This is a genomic window from Mucilaginibacter arboris (assembly GCF_009754915.1).
In the GTDB taxonomy this organism is placed as follows: Bacteria; Bacteroidota; Bacteroidia; order Sphingobacteriales; family Sphingobacteriaceae; genus Mucilaginibacter_A; species Mucilaginibacter_A arboris.
The window spans coordinates 152,898-176,740 of record NZ_WPIK01000007.1; the positions used below are offsets into that span (position 1 = coordinate 152,898).

General features: G+C 39.2%; 25 protein-coding genes. 11 read left to right on the top strand and 14 right to left on the bottom strand.

All coding sequences use genetic code 11. The annotated features are described in order from the left end of the window. The first annotated feature begins 8 nt into the window (after nt 1–8). The 4 genes from GO621_RS09510 to GO621_RS09525 all read left to right on the top strand — a co-directional run bounded on the left by GO621_RS09510 (nt 9) and on the right by GO621_RS09525 (nt 4,642). Nucleotides 9–1,853, top strand: coding sequence for a chloride channel protein (locus GO621_RS09510; protein WP_198170197.1), 1,845 nt, complete (start codon nt 9–11; stop codon nt 1,851–1,853). A gap of 148 nt (nt 1,854–2,001) precedes the next feature. Continuing rightward, the gene (locus GO621_RS09515) at nt 2,002–2,412 is read left to right on the top strand and encodes a GNAT family N-acetyltransferase (RefSeq protein WP_157566394.1); all 411 of its coding nucleotides are present in this window, start codon (nt 2,002–2,004) and stop codon (nt 2,410–2,412) included. A gap of 125 nt (nt 2,413–2,537) precedes the next feature. Continuing rightward, nucleotides 2,538–3,653 (top strand): M42 family metallopeptidase, encoded by a 1,116-nt coding sequence (locus GO621_RS09520; RefSeq protein ID WP_157566396.1) that lies wholly within the window; start codon nt 2,538–2,540, stop codon nt 3,651–3,653. An 89-nt stretch (nt 3,654–3,742) separates the two neighbouring features. Then, nucleotides 3,743–4,642: a nucleotidyltransferase family protein gene (locus GO621_RS09525; protein WP_157566398.1), complete on the top strand. Its 900-nt coding sequence runs from the start codon at nt 3,743–3,745 to the stop codon at nt 4,640–4,642. 191 nt (nt 4,643–4,833) lie between these two features. Here the strand turns inward: GO621_RS09525 and GO621_RS09530 are convergent, their stop codons facing one another. After that, nucleotides 4,834–5,313 (bottom strand): DUF4126 family protein, encoded by a 480-nt coding sequence (locus tag GO621_RS09530; RefSeq protein ID WP_157566400.1) that lies wholly within the window; start codon nt 5,311–5,313, stop codon nt 4,834–4,836. 162 nt (nt 5,314–5,475) lie between these two features. On the opposite strand from GO621_RS09530, the gene GO621_RS09535 reads away from it, so the two are divergent. Continuing rightward, a complete protein-coding gene (locus GO621_RS09535; RefSeq protein WP_157566402.1) occupies nt 5,476–7,485 on the top strand; it encodes a glycoside hydrolase family 127 protein in 2,010 nt (669 codons plus the stop codon). A gap of 735 nt (nt 7,486–8,220) precedes the next feature. Here GO621_RS09535 and GO621_RS09540 read toward each other — a convergent pair. Next, nucleotides 8,221–10,209, bottom strand: coding sequence for a M1 family metallopeptidase (locus tag GO621_RS09540; protein ID WP_157566404.1), 1,989 nt, complete (start codon nt 10,207–10,209; stop codon nt 8,221–8,223). A 151-nt stretch (nt 10,210–10,360) separates the two neighbouring features. Between GO621_RS09540 and GO621_RS09545 the strand changes: the two genes are divergently transcribed. Beyond that, a complete protein-coding gene (locus GO621_RS09545) occupies nt 10,361–11,065 on the top strand; it encodes a DUF2490 domain-containing protein (protein WP_157566406.1) in 705 nt (234 codons plus the stop codon). Between the two features lie 85 nt (nt 11,066–11,150). Here the strand turns inward: GO621_RS09545 and GO621_RS09550 are convergent, their stop codons facing one another. From GO621_RS09550 to GO621_RS09580, 7 genes are all read right to left on the bottom strand, one after another. Continuing rightward, nucleotides 11,151–11,894 carry a LytR/AlgR family response regulator transcription factor gene (locus GO621_RS09550; protein WP_157566408.1) on the bottom strand — a complete coding sequence of 248 codons (744 nt, stop codon included), beginning with the start codon at nt 11,892–11,894 and terminating at the stop codon, nt 11,151–11,153. 3 nt (nt 11,895–11,897) lie between these two features. Continuing rightward, nucleotides 11,898–12,965, bottom strand: a complete 1,068-nt coding sequence (locus GO621_RS09555; RefSeq protein WP_232335626.1) for a sensor histidine kinase — start codon at nt 12,963–12,965, stop codon at nt 11,898–11,900. 161 nt (nt 12,966–13,126) lie between these two features. Beyond that, entirely contained in the window at nt 13,127–13,927 is an 801-nt protein-coding gene (locus tag GO621_RS09560; RefSeq protein ID WP_157566410.1) for a LiaF transmembrane domain-containing protein, read from the bottom strand. Between the two features lie 121 nt (nt 13,928–14,048). Then, nucleotides 14,049–14,441 carry a hypothetical protein gene (locus tag GO621_RS09565; protein WP_232335627.1) on the bottom strand — a complete coding sequence of 131 codons (393 nt, stop codon included), beginning with the start codon at nt 14,439–14,441 and terminating at the stop codon, nt 14,049–14,051. Between the two features lie 318 nt (nt 14,442–14,759). Then, complete coding sequence (locus GO621_RS09570; protein ID WP_157566412.1) at nt 14,760–15,143, bottom strand: VOC family protein; 384 nt, start codon at nt 15,141–15,143, stop codon at nt 14,760–14,762. Nucleotides 15,144–15,186: 43 nt separating this feature from the next. Further along, nucleotides 15,187–15,717: a DUF4199 domain-containing protein gene (locus GO621_RS09575; protein WP_157566414.1), complete on the bottom strand. Its 531-nt coding sequence runs from the start codon at nt 15,715–15,717 to the stop codon at nt 15,187–15,189. A 109-nt stretch (nt 15,718–15,826) separates the two neighbouring features. Then, a complete protein-coding gene (locus GO621_RS09580; protein ID WP_157566416.1) occupies nt 15,827–16,306 on the bottom strand; it encodes a response regulator transcription factor in 480 nt (159 codons plus the stop codon). Between GO621_RS09580 and GO621_RS19215 the strand changes: the two genes are divergently transcribed. Then, complete coding sequence (locus tag GO621_RS19215; protein WP_262884989.1) at nt 16,305–16,433, top strand: hypothetical protein; 129 nt, start codon at nt 16,305–16,307, stop codon at nt 16,431–16,433. The two genes, GO621_RS09580 and GO621_RS19215, sit on opposite strands and share 2 nt — an antisense overlap. A 147-nt stretch (nt 16,434–16,580) precedes the next feature. On the opposite strand, the gene GO621_RS09585 is transcribed toward GO621_RS19215, so the two are convergent. The 3 genes from GO621_RS09585 to GO621_RS09595 form a co-directional block, all read right to left on the bottom strand. Beyond that, complete coding sequence (locus GO621_RS09585) at nt 16,581–17,030, bottom strand: hypothetical protein (protein WP_157566418.1); 450 nt, start codon at nt 17,028–17,030, stop codon at nt 16,581–16,583. Between the two features lie 248 nt (nt 17,031–17,278). Then, nucleotides 17,279–18,016 (bottom strand): hypothetical protein, encoded by a 738-nt coding sequence (locus GO621_RS09590; RefSeq protein ID WP_157566419.1) that lies wholly within the window; start codon nt 18,014–18,016, stop codon nt 17,279–17,281. A gap of 204 nt (nt 18,017–18,220) precedes the next feature. Further along, nucleotides 18,221–18,745, bottom strand: coding sequence for a hypothetical protein (locus tag GO621_RS09595; protein ID WP_157566420.1), 525 nt, complete (start codon nt 18,743–18,745; stop codon nt 18,221–18,223). Between the two features lie 213 nt (nt 18,746–18,958). On the opposite strand from GO621_RS09595, the gene GO621_RS09600 reads away from it, so the two are divergent. Then, nucleotides 18,959–19,300, top strand: coding sequence for a single-stranded DNA-binding protein (locus tag GO621_RS09600; RefSeq protein WP_232335628.1), 342 nt, complete (start codon nt 18,959–18,961; stop codon nt 19,298–19,300). Between the two features lie 85 nt (nt 19,301–19,385). Here the strand turns inward: GO621_RS09600 and GO621_RS09605 are convergent, their stop codons facing one another. Both GO621_RS09605 and GO621_RS09610 read right to left on the bottom strand, forming a co-directional pair. Continuing rightward, nucleotides 19,386–20,090 (bottom strand): SDR family NAD(P)-dependent oxidoreductase, encoded by a 705-nt coding sequence (locus GO621_RS09605; protein ID WP_157566421.1) that lies wholly within the window; start codon nt 20,088–20,090, stop codon nt 19,386–19,388. Nucleotides 20,091–20,153: 63 nt separating this feature from the next. After that, nucleotides 20,154–21,119, bottom strand: coding sequence for a lysylphosphatidylglycerol synthase transmembrane domain-containing protein (locus GO621_RS09610; protein WP_157566422.1), 966 nt, complete (start codon nt 21,117–21,119; stop codon nt 20,154–20,156). 188 nt (nt 21,120–21,307) lie between these two features. Here GO621_RS09610 and GO621_RS09615 point away from each other — a divergent pair, with 188 nt between their 5' ends. The 3 genes from GO621_RS09615 (at nt 21,308) to GO621_RS18800 (ending at nt 23,731) form a co-directional block, all read left to right on the top strand. After that, nucleotides 21,308–22,177, top strand: coding sequence for a carbon-nitrogen hydrolase (locus GO621_RS09615; protein WP_157566423.1), 870 nt, complete (start codon nt 21,308–21,310; stop codon nt 22,175–22,177). Continuing rightward, nucleotides 22,167–23,216 carry an agmatine deiminase family protein gene (locus GO621_RS09620; protein ID WP_157566424.1) on the top strand — a complete coding sequence of 350 codons (1,050 nt, stop codon included), beginning with the start codon at nt 22,167–22,169 and terminating at the stop codon, nt 23,214–23,216. Before GO621_RS09615 ends, GO621_RS09620 begins: the two co-directional genes overlap by 11 nt. A gap of 353 nt (nt 23,217–23,569) precedes the next feature. Further along, a complete protein-coding gene (locus tag GO621_RS18800; RefSeq protein WP_198170198.1) occupies nt 23,570–23,731 on the top strand; it encodes a hypothetical protein in 162 nt (53 codons plus the stop codon). Nucleotides 23,732–23,843 lie beyond the last annotated feature (112 nt).

The window sequence follows — 23,843 nt, forward strand, 5'->3', positions numbered from 1 at the left end:
CAGTTTACGTGACAGATTTTACCCGTAAAAAAAAGTATGCGCAATTCATCCATCTTTTAAAAAGCTTTAAAAAGAGCAGCATACTCAAAGCCAAAAGTTACGAAATCATCCTGATGTGGGTCCGTAACAATGTTTCACGCAGCCAGTTCCTGCTGCTTTCGGGTATTTTTGTTGGCCTTACTTCCGGCCTGGCAGGCGTTTTCCTCAAATCGCTGGTGCATTACATCGAATACCTCATTCATGATAAAGTCCATTTTGAAGAGCAGGTGATTTACTACATGCTGTTTCCGGTTATCGGTATCGTTTTAACCACTTTAGCTTCTATTACTTTTTTCACAGGAGAAAAACGAAAAGGCGTACCAGCAATTTTATATGAAATTGCACAAAATTCCAGCCTCGTTGCTTCTACAAAAATGTACTCGCAAATTGTACAAAGCGCTTTAACCGTTGGTTTTGGCGGTTCTGCCGGTCTGGAAAGCCCCATTGCGGTAACCGGTTCTGCCATTGGTTCTAACTTTGCACGGACTTATAAACTGGATTATCGGGAGCGGACTTTGTTGCTGGCAGCAGGCGCATCTGCGGGTATTGCGGCAGCCTTTAATGCGCCTATGGCCGGAATTATGTTTGCGTTTGAAATTTTGCTGACAGGCGTGGTCTTTACCGATTTTATTCCGCTGGTTGTAGCAGCCGTTTGCGGAAGCTTGCTTTCTAAAATTATCCTGAACGAAGCTACCTTGTTTCAGTTTCGTACACGCCATCCTTTTGATTATACCAATATCCCTTATTATATTATTTTAGGGATTTGCTGCGGCCTCTATGCCCGCTATTTTGTGGTGATCTCACAGCAGGTAGAACATTTTTTCAAGCATTTAAAAAGAAACCGTTTTCAAAAAGCCGTTATTGGCGGGCTGATGCTTTCGGTGCTGTGCGTTTTATTGCCGCCGCTTTTTGGCGAAGGCTACCAATCGGTAAAAAGCCTGGCGAACGGACAAGTGCAATCGGTTGTTTCCGTTAGTTTTTTAAAATATTTCCCGTATCATTCCTGGTTTATCCTGCTGTTTTTGGGCTGTGTTTGCATCTTCAAGGCTTTTGCTACTTCTATTACTATTAATAGTGGTGGCGTAGGCGGTAACTTCGCACCTTCATTGGTTTGTGGTGGCACGCTTGGTTTTTTCCTGGCTTCGGTTTATGTGCAGTTGGGTTTTCCTAACGTTCCGGTTAATAACTTGCTTATTGTTGGAATGGCAGGTGTGATGAGTGGCGTAATGTATGCGCCTTTAACAGCTATTTTTTTAATTGCAGAAGCGAGTTCTGGTTACGACCTGTTTATTCCGCTGATGATCGTTTCGGTTATTTCTTTTGTAATATCCAAATGGTTCTCGCCCATCTCCCCGGACCTGAAACAATTGGCGGAAGAAGGACAAATTTTTACAACCGAGCACGACCGTAACCTGCTTTCGCTGCTCCATACGCCAGACCTGATCGAAAAAAACATCCAAACCATTAACGTGCACGCTTCTTTTCCAGAGTTGCTTGATCTGGTGAGGCAGGGCCATCGTAATTTTATTGCCGTGCTCGAAAACAGTACCCTGGTTGGTATTATTACTTTGGATGATATTCGCCCCGTGATGTTTAACCACGAAATGTACGAAGAATTGGATGTGGAAAAAGTAATGAAAGCGCCGCCGGCAACCATACAACTGGAAGATGATATGCGCAGCATTATCCGCAAGTTTGACGATACCAATACCTGGAATTTGCCTGTTGTTGCAGGCGAAAACTTTGTTGGTTTTATTTCCAAATCAACCGTGTTAAACCAATACCGCGAGTTGCTAAAAGGTTATTCTGCTTGAAGCTATTAGCTTTAAGCAGTCAGACATCAGCGAAAGAAAAAAAGCACACTTCGTATATAGCTTTAACTAATGTTTTTTGTGAATACTATATTTTTGTTCGTTAAATTTTAGCTGAAAGCCGATTGCTGATAGCTGTAAACCTTTTAAAATGTCAGCAATAATTAAATCCATTACTGCGGAACAAACCTGGCCAATCAGACAAAAAGTAATGTATCCTGAATTTGAAATTGATAAAGTAAAACTTGCCGACGATGCACAAGGCCGCCATTTCGGCTTGTTTGTTGCAGATGAATTAACCGTAGTGGTTTCACTTTTTGTTAAAGATGAAGCTTTACAATTCCGAAAATTAGCAACGCTGACAGCACAACAAGGAAAAGGTTACGGCAGGCAAATGATGGAATTTATTCTTGACCTGGCATCCGCAGAAAACCTCGAAACTATTTGGTGCAATGCAAGATTAACCGCATCAAAATTTTATAAAACTTTTGGTTTGGAGGTTTCCGGAGAAAGCTGGCAGCAGAACGGCCATGAATTTGTGATGATGAAAAAGCAGCTTTAACAGTTTTATGTTGATAAAAGAAGCATGGCCTCACCTTAAAAGGGCGCTAAACATTTTCCCCGCTTTTTAGTTGGATTACTATATTTGCTTTTAAACAAACCGTTTAAAAGGATTTTATAGAAAACATGCCCGAAAATACAGAGAAACCCGAAAAAGTACACGTGCCCGTTGTAACACCCGAATCCCTTTCTTTTTTAGAAAAATACATCAATAACTCTTCGCCAACCGGTTTTGAAGCAGAAGGCCAGAAAATGTGGCTGGAATATTTAAAGCCTTATATCGATACACAATACGTAGATAATTATGGAACGGCTGTAGGAATTATCAACCCTGATGCTGAATACAGGGTGGTAATTGAAGCACATGCAGATGAAATTTCCTGGTTCGTTAATTATATTACCAGCGATGGTTTAATTTATGTGATCCGTAACGGCGGTTCCGATCATCAAATTGCGCCTTCCAAACGCGTAAATATTTACACCGAAAAAGGGGTGGTAAAAGCAGTATTCGGCTGGCCGGCCATTCATACCCGCGGCGGCGAAAAGGAAGAAGCGCCCACTTTAAAAAACATTTGTCTGGATTGCGGCTGCACCACCAAAGAAGAAGTAGAAAAATTAGGCGTGCACGTAGGCTGCGTGATCACTTATGAAGATGAATTTATGGTACTGAACGACCGTTATTACGTTGGCCGCGCGTTGGATAACCGTGTTGGCGGTTTCATGATTGCCGAAGTTGCACGCTTATTAAAAGAAAACAACGTAAAACTGCCTTTCGGTTTGTATATCGTTAACGCTGTGCAGGAAGAGATCGGACTGGAAGGCGCAGCCATGATTGCTGAATATATTGAACCGGATGTTGCCATTATTACCGATGTTACCCACGATACGCAAACACCAATGATCAATAAAATAACACAAGGTGATTTGGCTTGCGGCCGTGGCCCGGTTGTTTCTTATGCGCCTGCAGTACAACGAAACGTCAATAAATTATTGGTGGAAACGGCAGAAAAAAACAACATTCCGTTCCAGCGCCAGGCTTCTTCCCGTTCAACCGGCACCGATACCGATGCTTTTGCTTATTCCAACGCAGGCGTTCCCTCAGCCTTGATTTCTTTGCCTTTGCGCTACATGCACACCACGGTAGAAATGGTGCATAAAGAAGATGTGGACAATGTAATCAGCCTGATCTATCAAAGTTTGCTGAACATTCAGGATGGCCAGGATTTTAAATATTTTAAATAAAAAAACAAACTTTCGGCTGATAAAAAGAGTATCATGCTTCTTTTATCGGATAAAAATCTAAACTTTAAATTTCAATTCAACATAAAACAATGAAACCAACACTTTTAATCTTGGCAGCCGGGATGGCAAGCCGTTACGGAAGCATGAAACAAGTGGATGGCTTTGGCCCGAACGGCGAAACCATTATTGATTATTCTATTTATGATGCGATCAAGGCCGGTTTTGGCAAGATCAGTTTCATCATCCGGGAAGAATTTGTGGATAGCTTTAAATCTAAGTTCGAGCCAAAACTGAATGGTAAAATTGAAACCGAGTACGTTTTTCAAACCTTTAATTTAAAACCTTACGGCATCGACCAGGAAATTGAACGTTCTAAACCCTGGGGAACGGCACATGCGGTACTGGAAGCCAAAAACCAGGTACAGGAACCGTTTTGCGTAATTAATGCAGACGACTTTTACGGCGCGGAAGCTTTTGAAAAAATGGCAGCGTTTTTAACCGGGGAAGTTACCGATAACCATTTCTCGCTGATGGGTTACCGCATAGATAAAACTTTATCTGAGCATGGTTCTGTTTCACGCGGCGTTTGTAAGGTTGATGAAAACAACAACCTGTTAGAAATTAACGAGCGCTTGAAAGTTTACGAAAAAGACGGCGTGATTGTGTATGAAGAAAACGGGGTAGAAACGCCATTGCATGAAGATCCACGTGCTTCGATGAATTTCTGGGGATTTTCTCCGGCCATTTATGGATTGATGGAACCGTTGTTTAAAGAATTTGTGGGGGAAAATGCCGCCGATCCGAAATCAGAATTTTTACTGCCAAAAGTAGCAGATGAGCTGATTAAAGCCGGAAAAGCATCTTTTAAAGTGATCCCAACTTCGGCACAATGGTTTGGTGTAACTTATAAAGAAGATAAACCGGTTGTTCAGCAAAAAATATCAGAACTGGTAGCCAGCGGAACTTATCCAGGTAATTTGTGGGGATAAGATTTTAAGCCCAGTTTTTTGCCCGGGGCTGAACTTGTTCCAGTTCTTCATCCAAAAAAAAATCGATCATCATTTTTAGCCGGTAAAAGAAGCATTCAATTTTGGATGCTTCTTTTACCGGCTGTTTTTTTGCCTCACCCCGGCCCTCTCCCCTGGAGAGGGATTTAGGGTGAGGCTTGTGGATTTGCTTCTTATCTTTTCATAATTGCCCAACCACTTGCAAGTGAGATCAAATCTTCAATGCCGCCAACAATCGAATCTTTAGCGTGTAATTTTTTATCTACATATTTCCGCAAGTAAAAAGTAGCGAAAGTAACTGCCAAAGCAGAAGCGCCGCCTAATACTAAACCTTTTGCAATTCCGGCTTTATTTGCACGGAACAAACCTGCGCCAGCCAAAGCGCCTGATGCAACACGTACAGCTACCTGCGGAAAAATAATGCGGTTCGGCCCGTTAGGCAATTGATCGCCTAAAAATTCGCCAGCCGTTAACACTTTTGTGATAACGCCCGTAATTGGTGATTGCAAAAAGCTCAGGCCTGATTTGGCCAAGGCTTTACTTGGATGTTTGTTTAAAAAGAAACTGAGGGCGGTTGGAGCAACTGTTGCACGCATTCCGGCTACGGCGCCAAGTCCGATTGCTTTTGCAATTATCTTCTTCGAATTTGTCATAATGTTCGTTTAATTGGAGAGTTAACATGCAGTAGCTCTTATGGTTTGCTTTTTAACATAATCTACTAAATATGCTAATTTGTTATTATTTTTAGCTGATAAAAGAAGCATCAACCATTGCTCTGGAAACCAAACCAGAACGTTAACTATAGACCGAAAAAAATGAAAAAGCTATTCTTTGCTGTCTTGCTGTACAGTAGTGTTGCCTGTGCACAAAACAAAGACTATACAATTAGTCCGGTATCGTTTACCAAAGTTAAGCTGGCAGACCAGTTCTGGCTGCCAAAAATAGAAACCAACCGAACGGTTACTATTCCGGCTTCTTTTGAACGATGTGAAAATACCGGCCGTGTAAAAAACTTTGAAATGGCGGCAGCAAAAAGCGGAAAGTTTTGTACTAAATTCCCTTTTGATGATACCGATATTTACAAAACCATAGAAGGTGCATCGTATTCGCTGGCCGTTCATCCCGATCCAAAGTTGGACCATTACCTGGATTCCATCATTACCATTGTAGGCAAAGCACAAGAGCCCGATGGTTATTTATATACGGCAAGAACGATTGATCCGCTGCATCCGCATCCCTGGGCAGGCCCGGAACGCTGGGTTAGGGAAAACGAGTTAAGCCACGAATTATATAACTCCGGCCATATGTTTGAAGCTGCTGCAGCGCACTATCAAGCAACCGGGAAACGTAATTTCTTAAACATCGCTTTAAAAAATGCTGATCTGCTGGTCAAAACATTCGGTCCGGGCAAAAGGCATGTTGCGCCAGGGCACGAAATTGTGGAAATGGGTTTGGTGAGGTTGTACCGCATCACCGGTAAAAAGGATTACCTGGATTTAGCCAAATTCTTTATTGATGAACGGGGCAAAAGAACTTACGATAAAACAAGCACCGATGAATGGAAAAACGGCATGTACTGGCAGGATAACGAGCCGGTTACAGACCAGGACGAAGCTGAAGGCCATGCGGTTAGGGCAATGTATTTATATTCAGGCATGGCAGATGTAGCTGCATTAACTGGCGACCAGGAGTATCTAACCGCTACCGACCGGATTTGGGACAACATGGTTTCCAAAAAAATGTATGTGCAGGGAGGAATTGGTGCTGTACCAAGCGGGGAAAGGTTTGGATCGAACTTTGAACTGCCCAACGAAACTGCTTATAACGAAACCTGCGCAGCAGTAGGAAACGTTTTCTGGAACCAGCGGATGTTTCTGCTGCACGGGGATTCAAAATACATCGACCTGATGGAAAAAGTGCTTTACAATGGCTTGATCTCCGGTGTTGGTTTGGATGGAAAATCCTTTTTCTATACCAACGCGATGCAGGTTAACCCCGGATCGAAAGTAAATAAATCCCTGGAAGCGGTAAGGTCTGGCTGGTTTGAATGTTCCTGCTGCCCAACCAACCTGGCCCGTTTGCTTCCCGCTCTTCCGGGTTATGTGTATGCACAGAAAGGCGATGCTGTTTTTATCAACCTTTTTGTGGGCAGCCAGGCAAATCTGCAGGTCAACAAAAAAGCGGTTAAGATCATCCAGGAAAATAATTACCCATGGAACGGTTTGCTGTCGTTTACCTTATCACCGGAAACACCGCAAGCATTTACCCTGAAAGTACGTATTCCGGGATGGGTGAGAAATGAGGCAATCCCATCCGGTCTTTATTCTTTTGAAAAGAATCAGCCAGCTTCTGTAACCATCAAAGTAAACGGAAAACCTGTAAAATATGCCATGCAAAACGGTTATGCCGTGATCAGCAGGGTTTGGAAAAAGAACGATCGGCTTGCAGTGAATTTGCCGATGGAGGTTAAAAAAGTAATAGCCAGCCCAAGCCTGGCAGAAGATGCAGGTAAAGTTGCTTTACAGCGCGGGCCAATTATGTATTGTGCCGAATGGAAAGATAATGATGGCAAGGTAAGTAATATCGTCATCCCGAAAGGGACAACTTTTACACCTGCTTATCATGCTGGTCTGCTGAACGGTTTAACCGTTTTAAGCGGACATGTTTTAAAAGCTGACACAAGCGATACAAGCAAAATACAGCCTGTTCGGTTTACGGCCATTCCCTACTACTCCTGGGCAAACCGCGGAAAAGGGGAGATGACGGTTTGGTTTCCGGAGGTTGCAGGAACAGGTACGGTTTCAGAAAAGAAAACGATGAAGTAAAAGTCTATGCTTCTTTTATCAACTAAAAATGTTGGTCGTTAGGTTTGTTTTTAGGGATCGATGCTTCTTTTATCACCTAAAAAATGTTAACCATTCACTAACTGGACCTATAAGGTTTTCAAAACCTTATAGGTCCAGTTAGTGATTAAATGTAAACATCAATTTTATCCGGTAAAAGAAGCATGGGCATCAAACCCGGGCATGCCGAAGGACCAAATTTAAATTGGTGCCAAAAAGTTTAAACAACCTCCAATAATAAAAGTGGTTAACCAAACAAAGTTTTTACGGTTAAGCCTGAAATTGTAACTGTTTGTCCGAAATTTATGCTGTACGAATTGCTGAACTAAGCAGCACTCAGATTTTTAGGTGGTAAAAGAAGCATCGGCAAAAACTTTGCTCAGGATAAAAGAAATGTAAAAATTTTGTTTCTAAATGCGGTTTAAACAGTTAAATCAATTTTTAATGAAGCAGGAATAAATTTTGGTGCAACTTTTGTAAAACGTTATAAAGTTCTCCTACAGAGAAAATTATTTGTTTTAATTAAAGTATTGCCACATGAATATCCAACATAAACAAACTCAGCCATTATCCATCAACATGATCTTTTTAATCATCTTTCTGATGATCGTTTTAGGAATGGCCAACAGTTAAGATCATAAATGGATGCTTCTTTTATCGCCTAAAAATCTTTAAACCAGTATATATAACAAGCCATACTATTTCAGCTATTTCTGTTTACTTCACCTGCCATAAATTATTCTCCTGTTTTACATCTGCCATTCGTTTAGTTGGGTCTATTTCAATCCGCCACATGTCAGCTAATTTTCCATTCAGTTCTAAAGTATAGGTTGGATGTGTCCATTTCCATGCTTGTTCTACAACGCGTAATGGTTGTCCAGGTTCAGCAGGTTTTTCGCCAAACATCAAATACATCGGAATATAATGCAACATTTTTTTCCCGTTCAAAAAAGTAATTTGCAAATCAATGGGCATGGGCATTTTGCCGTTGTTAATTAACCTGATCTTCGTTTTATTGCCTTCCTGCCAAACACTGTCGATCCCGTAATCGATCGTTTTTGTGGTGTTGATCCAGTACTCTTTGTACCAGTCCAGCTTCATATTGCTTACTTTTTCTGCTACGCGGATAAAATCATTGGCATTAGGATGTTTAAATCGCCATTCGCGGTAATATTGCAGTAAGATCTGGTCGCGTACCTGCGCGCCGGTAATATAGCCTAACTGCTCCAAAAATATTTCTCCTTTAGAGTAAGAAGAAATACTGTAAGCTGCGTTGGTTTCGTAATGATCAGCATGCGTGGTTAACGGTTCCTGTAAACCTAACTTTACCAGGTTGTAATAGCTGTTGTAAGCATCTTCATGCGGTTGTTTATTTAGAACTGAATCCAATATTTTTAACCTCGGGTCATTTGGATTAGCAGCAATCAGATTTTTATACTTAAATTGTGTATAATCCCGGCTCACCAAATCCTCAGCATAACTGGTAAAACCTTCGTCCATCCACGGATATTCACTTTCATTTGTACCCATCATGCCCTGGTACCAGCTATGCATCCACTCATGAAAAACAGTACCTAAACCTGGGCCATTAATTAAAGTAGCCATCGGATATTCCATGCCGCCATCTCCACCATGAACAAAAGAATATTGTTTCCAGGGATAAGGGCCAAAAGTTTTCTGGATATAAGGCAGTTCAGTTACAGCCGCATGAAGCACTTCCTGCCATTGGTCGTCCCAGTTTTTAATATAATCTGCTGCGTTCTGATAATTCTGTTTTTTCTCCGGCTTTAACGCTTCAAACTCTTGCTGCAACTTTTTTGGGTCGCGGTTATAAATAACGTTGATGGTTTTGCCATCAGCAGTTTGGGCAGATAAATGCTTAAATTCAGGATCTGCAGCCCACATAAAATCATGCACATTTGGTGCAATAAAATGCCAGGTTAAAGTATTTCCTGCCGGTTGTGTTACTTTTGTTCCCGGCGCTTCGTAACCAAACCCAATTTCCTGCGGGTTTTGTAAATAACCGGTTCCGCCAATCAGGTACTTTTTATCAATGGTGATCTTTACATCATAATCTCCCCAAACCCCGTAAAATTCGCGTGCAACATAAGGAGTTGGATGCCAGCCTTCGTAATCGTATTCGCACATTTTAGGATACCACTGGCTCATGGAATAACGCACGCCGGTTTGCGGATTATCGCGCCCGCTTCTTCTGATCTGTAACGGTACCTGTGCCTCAAAAACCATATCAAAAACTACTTTTCCGTGTGGCAGAATCGGTTTATCCAGATCAACCACTAAAATTGTTTCCTCCGTTTTATACTTTTGGGCGATGCCGTTCAACTTTAACGAAAGCACCTTTTGATAGCCAATTTCCTGCGGTGTTAACTTTTGGATCCGGTCTTTCACGCGGGCATCCCAATCCTGTTTTTTGTTGATGATGGTATTCCCTAATTCACGGCTGCGCATATCCATCATACTGTTGGGCTGGAAAGCGTTCCAGTACAAATGATAAAAAACACGTTTTAAAGTATCGGGCGAGTTATTGGTGTATTCCAGTTTCTGTATTCCTGTAAAACGGTTGGTCTGCACGTTCATGTTCACAACCATCGTATAGTTTACGCGCTGCTGCCAACGGTTGGATTGTGCAATAGATTGGGTGACAGAAAAAATCAGTAGTAAAAAAGTGAGCTTTTGTTTCATCATATTTTAATCATGCTGTTTTTACCGGTATAAAAACAGCATGCTGCTAAAGTAGTGTTACAAGATTATTTATGCAAGCCGTAATCCGGTTTCTGTAAGTTTTTATAGTAATAAGCAAAACTAATTTGCCCGTAATTTTCTTTAATGAGGAACGATGAAACAGAAATACCTGATCTTAACTGGCCTGCTTTTAAGTTTGATCACGAAAAGCTATAGTCAATCCACCGAAAACCAATATTCTGGCTGGCTGGCAATTTACCATAAGCAGAAACTTACCGGAAAATGGGGTTATCTATTCGACGCGCAATATCGTACCGATAAACAGTTTAGCAATACAAGCGCTTATTTGCTAAGGCCGGGAATTAGTTATGATGTTAGTAAAAACCAGGCCGCAGGCGCAGGTTATGCTTTTTTCGGAAGTTATGAAGATGAAAAAAGCAGCCGGATTTTTTATGCAGAGAACAGAATTTGGGAGCAATACCAGATTGATGCTAAAATTGGAAAAGCAACTTTATCAAACCGGTTACGATTAGAACAGCGATTTATCAATATGGAAAATGGCGGATTTTCGCAGCGTTTGCGTTATTACATCCGCAGCCAGGTTCCGTTGGTTAAAGTTGAAGATAGCTTTAAAAAGGGGATATATATGGCTTTGCAGAATGAACTTTTTGTAAATGTGCAGCATCAGGAAAGAGCAAGCAATAGTTTTTTAGATCAAAACCGCTCGTATATTTCTTTTGGTTACCGATTAAATAAAAAGATTGATACAGAATTGGGTTACCAGTACGTATATTCTAAAGACCCGAATGGCAATTTACGGAATAATGTGTTTCAAGTTGCTATTTATACTGATTTTTAATGCTGTTTTTATAGGATAAAAGTTAGTGTGTCCGTTGTCATTCCGTAATCGAAATGACAAAAAAAATGAAATCACAACAACCTTTTCAAATCCCTAAAACCTGTTTTAATTTAGCATAACCAGCTTTGCTTACCGGAATTTTCGCGCCTGATTTTAGAATCAAAATATGTGTTTCTTTCTCGTAAGGATCGATGCGTGTAATCTGCTCCACCCGGACAATGTAAGAGCGGTGAACGCGGGTAAACAAATCTGGGTCCAGTATCTTCTCAAAAAAACTCATGGTTTTATTTTTGAGGAAAGCACCGGCAGCGGTATGAATATTGACATAATCATCCGCAGCTTCCAGATAAATTACTTCCTGAATAGGGATAACTTTGATTTTTGTTCCCGTTTTTACCACAATACGGTCATGTTGTGCCGGAGAGCTGGCTGCTGTTTCCAGTAAAGCCACTGTTGTTTCCGGTTTTTTAGGCTGATTTTCTAAGAATTTTTCTATCGCTTTGTTAAAACGTTCTTTGCTGAAAGGTTTCAGTAAATAATCAACTGCGTGCGCTTCAAAAGCTTTTAGCGCGTATTCATCAAAAGCGGTGGTAAAAATAACAGCTGGCGATTGATCAACCAGTTCCAGCATTTCAAAACCGTTGATTTTGGGCATTTGCACATCCAGAAAAATCAAATCCGGTTTGTGCTGCATAATCGCTTTAACACCTTCAAAACCATCGCCACATTCCTGCACCACTTCCATTTGCGGAAACTGCTGTAAATATTCGTGCACAATAGAACGTGCCAGCGGCTCATCATCAATAATTAATACTTTTTTTACCTGCATAAATTAAGCATTGGGTTTAAGATCGGTATTTTGAGGGTTTACAGTTTGCGGGATTTTAAGCGTAATACTAAAAATACTATTTCGGGTTTGAATTTCGATCAGGTCATGGCGGGCAAACAGCAAATATAACCGTCGTTTTACACCACTCAACCCAAATCCCGTTCCATGCTTTGGATAAGCTGTTTCCGGATCGTATGGATTGCTGATGGTAATTTGCAGCTGATTGCTAATTACAACAGCATCTAAACTGATCGTTACATCGCCAATGGTATCGTACAACCCAAACTTAATGGCATTTTCTACCAAAGGTTGCAGCAGCATGGGCGGGATCAGCATAGCATCCGCAGTATCATTATGGCGCAAAATGGTTGTTAACCGGTGGCCAAACCGTACTTTTTCTATATCCAGGTACAATTGCAAATGCTGCAATTCGTGCTGTAAAGTTACCCATTGCTGTTCTTCTTTCAGCGTTCCCCGCAAAAAATCGGATAGCTGGTGGATCATTTTTCGGGCTTCATCCGGCTTAAAACCAATTAATGCACTGATCGAGTTCAGGCTGTTGAATAAAAAATGCGGCTGCAATTGCTGGCGGAGTTTGTAAAGTTCTGCATCGCGTGCTAAAGTTTCGGCAGCCAGTTTGCGTGCCTCATTGGCTTTCTGGTCTTTTTGCATGTACCGCAATGCACTGAGCATGGCCATGCAAGTGATGATGAGGAATGCAATAGAAAAACGGATAGTTAAAGATTGTATCAGAAAAGATTTGTATGCCGGTTCCGGAATTAATTGCGGCAGCAGCCAGCGGCAGGCAACTATCCATAGAAAAGTTAAAACCAAACAAAGCACCAGGATAAAAACCGAACGCCCTTTTTCGGGCTGGTAATATTTAAGGTTATTGCTGATGAGGTAGCAGGCAGCAGCCAATAAAACGCTGGTAGTGCCGGCATCGGTGCTGGCCACTTTCCAGCTAAAGCCAAAATCGTACAAAAGGTAACTTTGCAAGGCAAACCAGGCCAATAAACCGGCACCTACAATAAAACGGAACTTGTTAAATAAAGAAGGCTGATTTTCCAATTTGTGTTAGTTTAGGCAGATGCTGTTGTCCCACCCCAGCCCTCTCCAGAGGAGAGGGGGCAAAAACCGGATAAAAGTCCTTTGTTTTGGAAGTAGTTTGGCTGAGGCATAACCCTGATATTAGTTGTGTTTAATATACAAAAATAGGTGTTAAAAGAAGCTTAAAAGCTTTTAATATCTACGCCTCCAAAAATAGAAACCCCTTTTAAAACCAACACTTTTCCGTTAGCTGCCATATCAGTATGAGGTATGCGCTTGTCGTTAACGCCGCCAAAAACAGGCGCTATATCTGATACTACCTGCCAATGCGGCGGAACAATTAATTTGGTGCCGCCAAAAAGTTGTACCACATCTACAACTACCCGTCCGCTAATATCAGCATGACTGAAATCTAAGTTTGTGCCACTAAAAATATTCACAATTTCGCCACCTTTAAAATTTTTAGACATAATGCTCTTTTTTACATCGCCAAACATCGAAAAAGAGTTCAGGTAATCTTCATTGCCTTCTGTTCTGGTTTGATTTGTATAGGAAGGTTCTGTTGCTGCCGGTTCTTCAGGATCGGGGTTTAAAAAATCATTATTTACAAAAGCCTCTTTAGAAAACGGTTGCTTATAGTTCACCTTCTCCTGGTTTCTGCCGAAAATAATCCATAAACCCACGGCAATCAGGATAACCGGCCAGCCCAGGTGTACTACGTTTTCTGCCGGAAATATTCTTTCCAGTAAAAATAAACATCCAATTACAATCAGGATCAGCCAGGAAGAATTGTTTTTGGAACGGTTATTTGCCCTTTTTGCCAGCCCGATAATAATCAGGATCATGGGCCAGCTAAACAGCCAGTTCGGGAAGAAAAACCAATCCAGTTGGTGTACCAGCAATGCCAGGCCAACCACCGTCAGGATAAGTCCGGCTAATGATTTGTTAGATTTTTTTGAAGGATTATAATGGAAATTATTCATGTTTTATTTTAAATGCAATACAAATGTATCTGAACAGCTTTGTTGTTTAAACACCAAACAGGCAACTCGTTTTAATTAATCGGTAAACAACGTTAAATTTTCGGCGAGTTGTTTTTACGGTTTATTGGTTTTCTCGTTTTACAATTAAAATTTCTTCTTCGCTTAAAATTAAATAACCGTAATCATAGCAAAAATTATAGGTGTTTCCAGCTTTGGTTTGATAAATACCGGTAAAATAATTGAAGTTAAAGCCCAGCGTATCGAGCTTTTTACGGGAAGTTTTGGTTTTTCCGGTTGGATTAAGCTGTTGGAGAATACGCCTGTTGCGCCGTAAAATATTGTTAATGTTGCGTACCAGGTTATGGCTGTCGCTGTTTAGTTGATTGTTAAAATTGCTTCTGCATTGGTCGTTGCAAAACTTTTTATCTGCACGGCCGTGTATGGTTTCTCCGCAATCTAAGCATTGGCGTTCTGTTGTTGGCATGAATATTAAAGCGTATCTAAATATACTCATTTTTCTTATCGTTGCAAGCGGCAGGGAAAAATGACAGGGAGTATTTCAAGGATTAAAGCCTGTTTAAATTTTTACAATGAAAAATGCAATGCTTCTTTTACCCTATAAAAACTGGTGTTTGCATCGATTTAAATAAATCAAAAAAAATGCCCCAATATTTTTAGGTGATAAAAGAAGCATCAACCCTAAAAAAGACAGCCCAAAAGTAAGTTTAACAATTTCTATAAAAAGAATTGAATTATCTAACTTGTTTGGAATTTGTCACCGTTAATTTCTCATTGTTGGTTTCAAATTAACACTTTATACAGAAGTATTTTATCACACTTCATCATTAGGTTCCCACAATTGAATTTTGTTTCCTTCTGCGTCAAGGATGTGAACAAATTTACCATAGTCATAAGCCTCTATCGTATCTACAATAGTAACACCTTCTTTTTTCAATTCATCAACAAGTGCTTCAAGGTCTTCAACCCGGTAATTTATCATAAAATCTTTGGTTGAAGGTTCAAAATACTTGGTTTCGTTTGTAAATGGGCTCCAAGTTGTAGAACCCTTCTTGGTAGGGTCGGCATCTTCTCGCCACTCAAAAGTTGCTCCATAGTTGTTAGTATCTAAACCAAGATGGGTTTTATACCACTCTTTCATTTTGTTAGGGTCTTTGCATTTGAAGAAAATGCCGCCAATACCTGTTACTTTTTTCATTTTTATTTATGGTTTATAATTTACGAACCTCATTTGATATGCCTTAATTTTTAGCTGATTTTCGTTTCAAAATGAGTGCACTGATCAACGTAACAACTAAACCGACAGGTAAAATTTCTACATAAGTCATTGCCGCATTAAAGAATGGATTTTTATATATTCTGACAGAACTTGCCATTTCTTTTGTTTGCTTATCTATTTCTATTTGGCTTGCTCCGCTTGCTTTCAACTTATCAATCATGTGTGCTGAATATTTTTCTAAAAAATCGGGTATGAAAAAAAAGTAGTCAATTAGCCAGGCAACAACATAAATGGTGGAAGCGATTAAAACAATCATAATCCCTATTTTAAAGGCTTTGCCAAAACTGATAATTCCTTCATTGTATTTATCCCTGTAATTGCGGATGCCAACAAACACAAGTGAAAAGGCGATGAGCATAGAAGCATACCCAATGAGCAGGCCTTTATCATAATCAATGTGACCTGCAGCATTGCTTAGGTTTACAGAAAACAGCATTAGAAAAGAAACAACAATGCCTGCGATAAGCCCGTAGATAATAATATTCTTTGTCATTTTTTTAATTTTTGTTGATGCAAATGTGATTATTGCGCAGCTTTTTCCGGGTCATACTTTCGGCTATTTTTCTCCTGTCCCGCTTATTTTCATACCCAAGTATGAGGTTTTAAGGGATAAGATTTAATCTTTTTGCCTTTTCAACTGCCTGTATCCGTCTTTTCACATCTAACTTTTCAAAGAGATTTTGATTATGCGTTTTAACGGTGCTTAATGAAACGAAAATTTTTGCGGCAATTTCCTGATTACTGAGGCCTTGTGCCAACAAACTCAATATTTCCAACTCTCGTTTGCTTAGTTCAAGTTGAGAGACAAGTAATGTATTTAGAACAAAATTTCCATTTCTGTTTACATATACTTCTTTTTCTACCACTACGGTTTCAATTTTGGGTTTTGAAAGTTTTAAGGCAAGCCATATACCTAATGCAGTAAAGATGACTGCAATAAACCCGATGTAGATTTCAAATGAATAGTCAAATATTATATAACGGATTTCTAACCATTTGAGAAGAAACAGCAGAAAAGCCAAGCTGATGCTGTAAATTATTGTTGCCTTATGTTTCCCCCAAAAGTTAATGTTATCTGTCATGGCACAAATATCCCAAATCTTCAGTTATTTCAATATTTACACTGTCGCCATAGAATTGCTGTTAAAGTTTGGGCATGGCGAAGAACTGGAATTTAAAACCCGTCAGCCGAAACCAAAGTTAAATTAATAATCAAATACTGATGCTTCTTTTACCGGCTAAATTTCTGGTTCATCAGCCGAAACTGAAGCAAAATAGTAAAACAAAAGCTGATATTTAATTCGTCCGGCAGTTTTGCCAAATCAATATTGGCTGCAGCCTTGCTTTCTTTTTAAATTATTGATGTTTTTTAGTAATCAATATAAAAGCAATAAAAACATAACTTAAAAAATTGCCAGTCAACATTGGAAGAAACAGCTTTTTAATTGGTTCTTTGTAAATAATTTTAATTGTCATTGTTTCTAAAAATACACTTCCTAAACACATCAAAATATAAGTTGCAACCCAGTTTATTGTATTAAAGGTTCCATGAACAAAGTTGTCTACTACTAAATGCCAAAAAAGCATTGCCCAAGTCATAACAAATGTTCCTGCAAAACCAGAAACACAGTTACCAATTAATGAAGCAAAAAAAGATTTTTTCCAAGAAAATTTTAGAAAGTACTTAATTACGAATAATTCAATAACAATCGTTCCAAAAACCAAAAACCAAAACTTCCAAAAGGTTTCACTGACATAAAGTGCTGGCCAAACCATGTCGAGTAGAATTGTTTTTGTTACGCTCATTTTGTTAAATTATGAAAGAATTAGTGCCGTCTTGGTAGGTTGCAATCAACGGAAAAGGCTTGGAAGAAGAACTGATATTTGAAAATCGTCCGTCCAAACCAAAGTTAAATTTATATTTAAAAGCAGATGCTTCTTTTATCAGCTAAATTTCTATTCGTTAAGCTGGAACTGAAGCAGAATAGCAAAATAAAAGTTGATGTTTAATTCGTCGGCCAGTTTTTTGTCAAACCAATGTTATGTGCAGTGTTCTATTTCTCGTACTTATAAAACTTCAATGTCTTGTTTATTAAGTCGAGTTTTGCAATTCCACTTCTTATTCCTAAAAATACATTTTTTTCGTCAAGAACGGCAATTGAGTTTGGATATAAACCACTCCAAAATGCATCATTGAAAATGAGGTCTTTTTTAAAGTTTTGAATTATGTAAAAGTTTTTATATGTCGCAATAAAAAACTTGTTTTTATAAATAGCAAGTGCTTCAGGAGCATCGTCAAAGTCAACAAGTTTAGTAAATGTAAAGTTGTCGTTTTGTTTATTGAGTTCAAATATTGCGCCTTCACTATAACCATCGTGCGCAAGTCCTTCTATAAAATAGATTTTATTTTTAAAGTTGAATATATACTTAATATTTCCACTCTTAATTTCAATTGCTTTTTTGGTTGTGTCAGCAGGTTTAAAGGTTAATTTTCCGCCCCATTCGCCTCTATTTATTCTAACGAGAGTTCCGCCGGTAATTTTAAGTTCACATTTATTTATTTCTTTAACTTGTTCAATTTTAAGTTTTTCATTAGCAATATTAACACTAAAACTATTTTGAGAATAATTTACTGAGTACCATTCATTGCTACCAATTTTGGGCAGAACTGTTTCATGAAATTCATTTGGAATAATTGAGTTTGTCTGCTTACAACTTGTAACAATGAAAGCTTGCAAAATTGTCAATAATAGAAGCAGTCGAGTTGTCGTCATATGAATTGGCAGGCGCATTGTGCATAACGGAAAAGGCTTGGCGAAGAACTGGGATTTGAAACTCGTCAGCCAAAACTAAAGTTAAATTAATAATTAAAAGTTGATGCTTCTTTACCGGCTAAATTTTGTTCCTTCTGCTGGAACTAAAGCAAAATAGTAAAATAAAAGTTTAATGTTTAATTCGTCCGCCAGTTTTTTGCCAAACCAATGTTAGCGGCAGGGCTATTTTTGTGTTAGTATGTTTCTTATTTTCTTTATATTTTTTCTGTCTTTATAAACTGTAACAGGTTGGTTTGTTCCATTTGGTCTGCTATTTACTAAAAATGTATTTCCGTCTTGAATTATTGTTATTAGTTCTCCCCAAGAAAATCCTGTAAGTTTTGTCAAAGCTTCAATTGTTCCTAATTTTTCATAAATAAATATAGAGTTTAGTCTAAAGGTATTTTGTATTTGTTGTTTTAGTTCGATTAGATTTAAGTTGCTTTGGTTTTCAATTGTTTCAAACGTTACATTTTCATTAAGCCTTTTTAAGGTGAAGTAAGCAAAGAGTAAACCTAATGTTATCATAATTAGCGAAATTAAAAGCGATTGAGTTTCCGCGTTATGCATAAAATAACTTAAGAGCAAAATGAATCCAATAAAAGCAATGCTTAAAGGAAAGATAAAAATGAAATAGTTTATATAATCTTCAACATTGCGTTTCGACTTTTTCGTTCTTTTAATTTGTTCAATTTCTTTTTTATTCATTATGTTTTTAACATTCTAATTTCATCTTGTTTTTATAGAAATTTCCGGTTTTTTAAGAGCCGCAGTTTACGCCTTGCAGCCAACTCATAAATAAACGCAAGTTCCGTCTGCAAACGCTTATAAACGAAAATATCCAGTTATAACCGCTTACCATCCGACTAATATAACCACTCCACCCCACCTTTGTATCATCAACTTAAAACAAAAGATAAAATGATGAACACTTTAAAAAACAGCGTACGCTTAGTCGGAAACTTGGGTACCAACCCGGAAGTAAAAAGCTTCGACCAGAACAAAAAAATGGCTAAGATCGCGTTAGCTACCAACGAAACTTACCATAACCAAAAAGGCGAAAAAGTAACCGAAACACAATGGCACAATTTAGTGCTTTGGGGAAAACAGGCAGATATTGCCGAAAGTTATCTGAAAAAAGGCGACGAGATTAGCATCGAGGGCAAGCTAACGTCCAGAAATTATACCGATAAAGAAGGTATTAAACGTTACGTGACTGAAATTGTGGTGAACGAAATTTTGATGATGGGAGGGAAGAAGTAAGGTAGTTGATGGTTGATAGTTCATGGTAATTGGATAGCGGCTATCAGTTATCGGCCATGAACTATGAACCAAAAAACGATTAGCCTCAGGGCGTTGTTACAGCTACCGGCAACACTTTCCCGTTAAAAAACTTGTGTCCGGTTAAAGCAAAATCAGCAATGTATTTGCCCATTTCAAAAGCCATCACAGGCGATTCGTATCCGGGGAAAGCGCGTTCCAGCATTTCTGTTTGTGCTGAACCTAATGCTAAACAGTTTACTTTTATTTCCTGTTCAACAAGTTCCTGGGCTAAGCATTCTGTTAAGGTGTGTAAAGCAGCTTTGCTCGCAGAATAAGCGGATAAGCCCGGAAATTTGGCGCTTCCCTGGTAACCGCCCATACTTCCGATATTTAAAATATGCGAATTTTTTGCCATTAAAGGAAGCATTGCCTGGATGATGCGTACATGGCCGAGGTAATTGCTTTGCAGCATTTCTACAAAATCGCTTTCGCCTAATTGTGTAAAAGGTTTGTTAATTAGAGCGCCGGCATTGTTAATGAGCACGTCAATTCGTGCTTCCAGATGCGAAGTAATAAACTGTTTCAGGTCGATATAATCATCATGCACAATATCAAAGGCAACAGGATATAGTACACAATCAGGGTTTAAACTTTGCGAAATTTCCAACAACCGGGCTAATTTTTCTTCCGAGCGGGCAAGGGCAATAATACGATGGCCAGGTTGTTGAATTAGTTCGATAACAGCTTCAAAGCCAATGCCGCTGCTGGCTCCGGTGATGATGATGTTCATGTTCTAAAAATCGGGTTTAAATTTTAAGCAAAAACAGCGATGCTGTTTTTATCGGGCAAATCTTTATAAATTTTCTTTTGTAAGGGGTGCGATTGCTGGCCCAGGTTCTTCATCGTCTGTTTCCGTTGGCAAACCTTCCTGCAGTTTGTCCGAACGGAACACGTAGTACAATCCGCCTAAGGAAATGATTGCCGAAGTAAGATAAAACAGTAAACTAACCACTACTGCCAGGTTTGCATTCATGTGGAAAAAACCGGAGAAATGTGTAAAAACAAATTCCCGCGCGCCTAAACCGCCAACCGTAAAAGGAAAAATGGCAGATAAAGAAGACACCAAAAATGTAAATAAATAAGGTGAATATTTGCCGTTAAAATTTAATGCCAGCAGAATACAAAGGACAGTTAATACCTGTAAAGATTGTACGGCAATTGCTTTAGCATGTGCCGACCAGAAATGGCGGGTATATTCTTTGAAAAAGTAATGTGCAACAGCGTAGTAAGCACCAGTTCCAACTGCAAAAACTGCGTAGATAATTAACGGACTGAACTCGATCTGCGGAATAAAGGCAACTAAAGCGACAATAATGAGCCCAATGGCCCACAAACCGCTTAAACGGTCAAATAATATCGCCCAGAATACTTTTTTTGCAGGCTTTTTATAGGTTTTGTTTAGCAGCCAGATCTTGTAACCGTCGCCGCCAATTCCTCCCGGTAAAAACAGGTTGTAAAACAGGCCGAGCATGTACAGGCGCATGTTAAATTTTCTTCCTAAGTGAAGGTGGATCGAACGGAAAAAACTAAGTAAACGCGAAGCTGCAAATAGCATCGAAGTAAAATAAGTAACCAAAGCCAGCAGCAAATAAAGCGGATTGGATGTTTGTAATATCCGTTTTACTTCCGGGTAATCCATTTTGCGGATCACCAGCCAAAGCAAAAGGCCGGTAAATCCAATTTTCAGCAAGGTTTTCAGCAGGTCCCAAAGCTTTTGTTTCGGGGTTTTTAGTTGGGGGATTTCTTTGGGTAGGGCCATTAACAGGCAAATTTAATAAAATTGAAATAAGGTGCTGCGTTTTGTTTAAGCACTGCGTATAAAGCTTTTGATACATAAATACGGTATTAAAAACAAAAGATGCTGTTTTTATCGCTATTAAATTAGCATGATATTTACTATCATCCTAATTTCTATTTTTGCGGCAATTAAAAAAACTTAGCTAAAAAATGTCTAAAGTTAAAGTAGGATTGGTGCAGATGGCTTGCACGGCAGATAAGGAAGCGAACCTGCAAAAAGCCATCAGCAAAATAAACGAAGCGGTTGCAAAAGGTGCACAAATTGTGTGTTTGCAGGAGCTGTTTACATCACTATATTTTTGTGATGAAGAGAATTACGATAATTTTAAACTGGCAGAAGCAATTCCAGGCCCGTCAACTGATGAACTTTCTAAAGTTGCTGCCGAATTGAATGTTGTAATTGTAGCTTCTCTGTTTGAAAAACGCACGCAAGGTTTGTATCATAATACTACGGCTGTTATTGATGCAGACGGAAAGTATCTGGGCAAATACCGGAAAATGCATATTCCGGATGACCCGGGTTTTTACGAAAAATTCTACTTTACACCGGGAGATTTAGGCTACAAAGTCTGGAAAACCAAATACGCTACTTTTGGTGTTTTAATTTGCTGGGACCAGTGGTATCCGGAAGCTGCACGAATTACTGCTTTAATGGGCGCAGAAATCCTGTTTTATCCAACAGCAATTGGCTGGGCAACAACGCAGGATTTACCAACTAATACCGAGCAATACAATGCCTGGCAAACCATTCAGCGCTCGCATGGTGTGGCTAACGGCGTGCATGTAGTTAGTGTAAACCGCGTAGGAGAGGAAGCCGGTGTAAAATTCTGGGGAGGATCATTTATATCCAATCCGTTCGGAACGGTTATTTATCAGGCTTCGCATGATGAGGAAGAAGTGATTGTGCAGGAACTGAATCTATCAGAAACTGATCGTTATCGTACACATTGGCCGTTTTTGCGTGATCGTAGAATTGATTCTTATCAGCCCATAACTAAGCGTTTGATTGATGAAGACTAATTTGCAAGAACAAGGTTATTATTTCCCTGCGGAATGGGAAAAACACGAAGCAACGTGGTTAAGCTGGCCGCACAAGGAAGCTTCCTGGCCTTCTAAAATCGGCATGATTTATCGTCATTATACAGAATTTATTAAGGTTTTAACAGAAGGTGAATTGGTGCGAATCAATGTTGCAGATGAAGAAATGGAAGCTTTTGCCAAACAGCAATTGCTGGCTATCGGTACTGATTTAACAAAAGTTCAGTTCTTTCATTTTCCTACCAACGATGCCTGGTGCCGCGATCATGGCCCGGCGTTTCTGTTAAACCGCAATGCTTCTTTTACCCCTAAAAAAATAGTACTGGATTGGAATTACAATGCTTGGGGAAATAAATATCCGCCTTTCAATATGGATGATATTATTCCAACTCGAATTGCAGAATGTTTTGATTTTCCTCTTTACGAACCGGGAATTGTAATGGAAGGTGGTTCGGTAGAATTTAACGGAAAAGGAACCGTTTTAACCACAACGGCTTGTTTGCTTAACCCAAACAGAAATCCGCATCTCACCCAGGAACAAATCGAAGAATATCTTAAAAAATACTACGGCGTTGAGCAGGTGTTGTGGCTGGGAGACGGAATTGTAGGCGATGACACCGACGGGCATATTGATGATATCACACGCTTCGTAAATGAAGATACCGTTGTTACCGTGGTGGAGGAAAACCCGGAAGATGAAAATTACCACATCTTACAGGAAAACCTCGAAAAACTGAAAGAAATGAGATTATTGGATGGGCGCAAACTTAACATCATTGAGCTGCCCATGCCATCGCCGGTAATTTGGGAAGAAACAAGATTGCCCGCAAGTTACGCCAATTTTTATATCGCAAACAAAGCAGTGATCGTGCCAACTTATCGCGATAAAAACGACGAAAGGGCATTGCAGATCTTACAAAAATGCTTTCCTAACCGTAAAGTTGTAGGAATAGATTCTACCGATATTATCTGGGGATTAGGCAGTTTCCATTGCTTAAGTCAGCAGGAACCAGCAGTATAAAGTTTCATGTTTTTTGATGCAGTAAAAAGGCGGCTTCATTTTGAAACCGTCCCTTTTTGTTGCTAACGTTGTTTAAGCTTATTTCCTGGCTGTCTTTTTTTTAGTGTTGATGCTTCTTTTATCGCCTAAAAATGTTGGTCAATGCTTTTGGATTTTTTTAGTGTTGATGCTTCTTTTATCACCTAAAAATGTTGGTTATTGTTTTTGATTTCTTTGGGTTGATGCTTCTTTTATCACCTAAAAATGTTGGTTATTGTTTTTGATTTCTTTGGGTTGATGCTTCTTTTATCGCCTAAAATGCTGGTCATTGTTTTTGATTTTTTTAGTGTTGATGCTTCTTTTTCCGCCTAAAAATGTTGACCAAGTTTTGGATTTTTTTAGTGTTGATGCTTCTTTTATCACCTAAAAATGTTGGCCATGTTTTTGATTTCTTTGGGTTGATGCTTCTTTTATCGCCTAAAAATGTTGACCAAGTTTTGGATTTTTTTAGGGTTGATGCTTCTTTTATCACCTAAAAATGCTGGTCATTGTTTTTGATTTCTTTGGGTTGATGCTTCTTTTATCGCCTAAAAATGTTGACCAAGTTTTGGATTTTTTTAGTGTTGATGCTTCTTTTATCACCTAAAA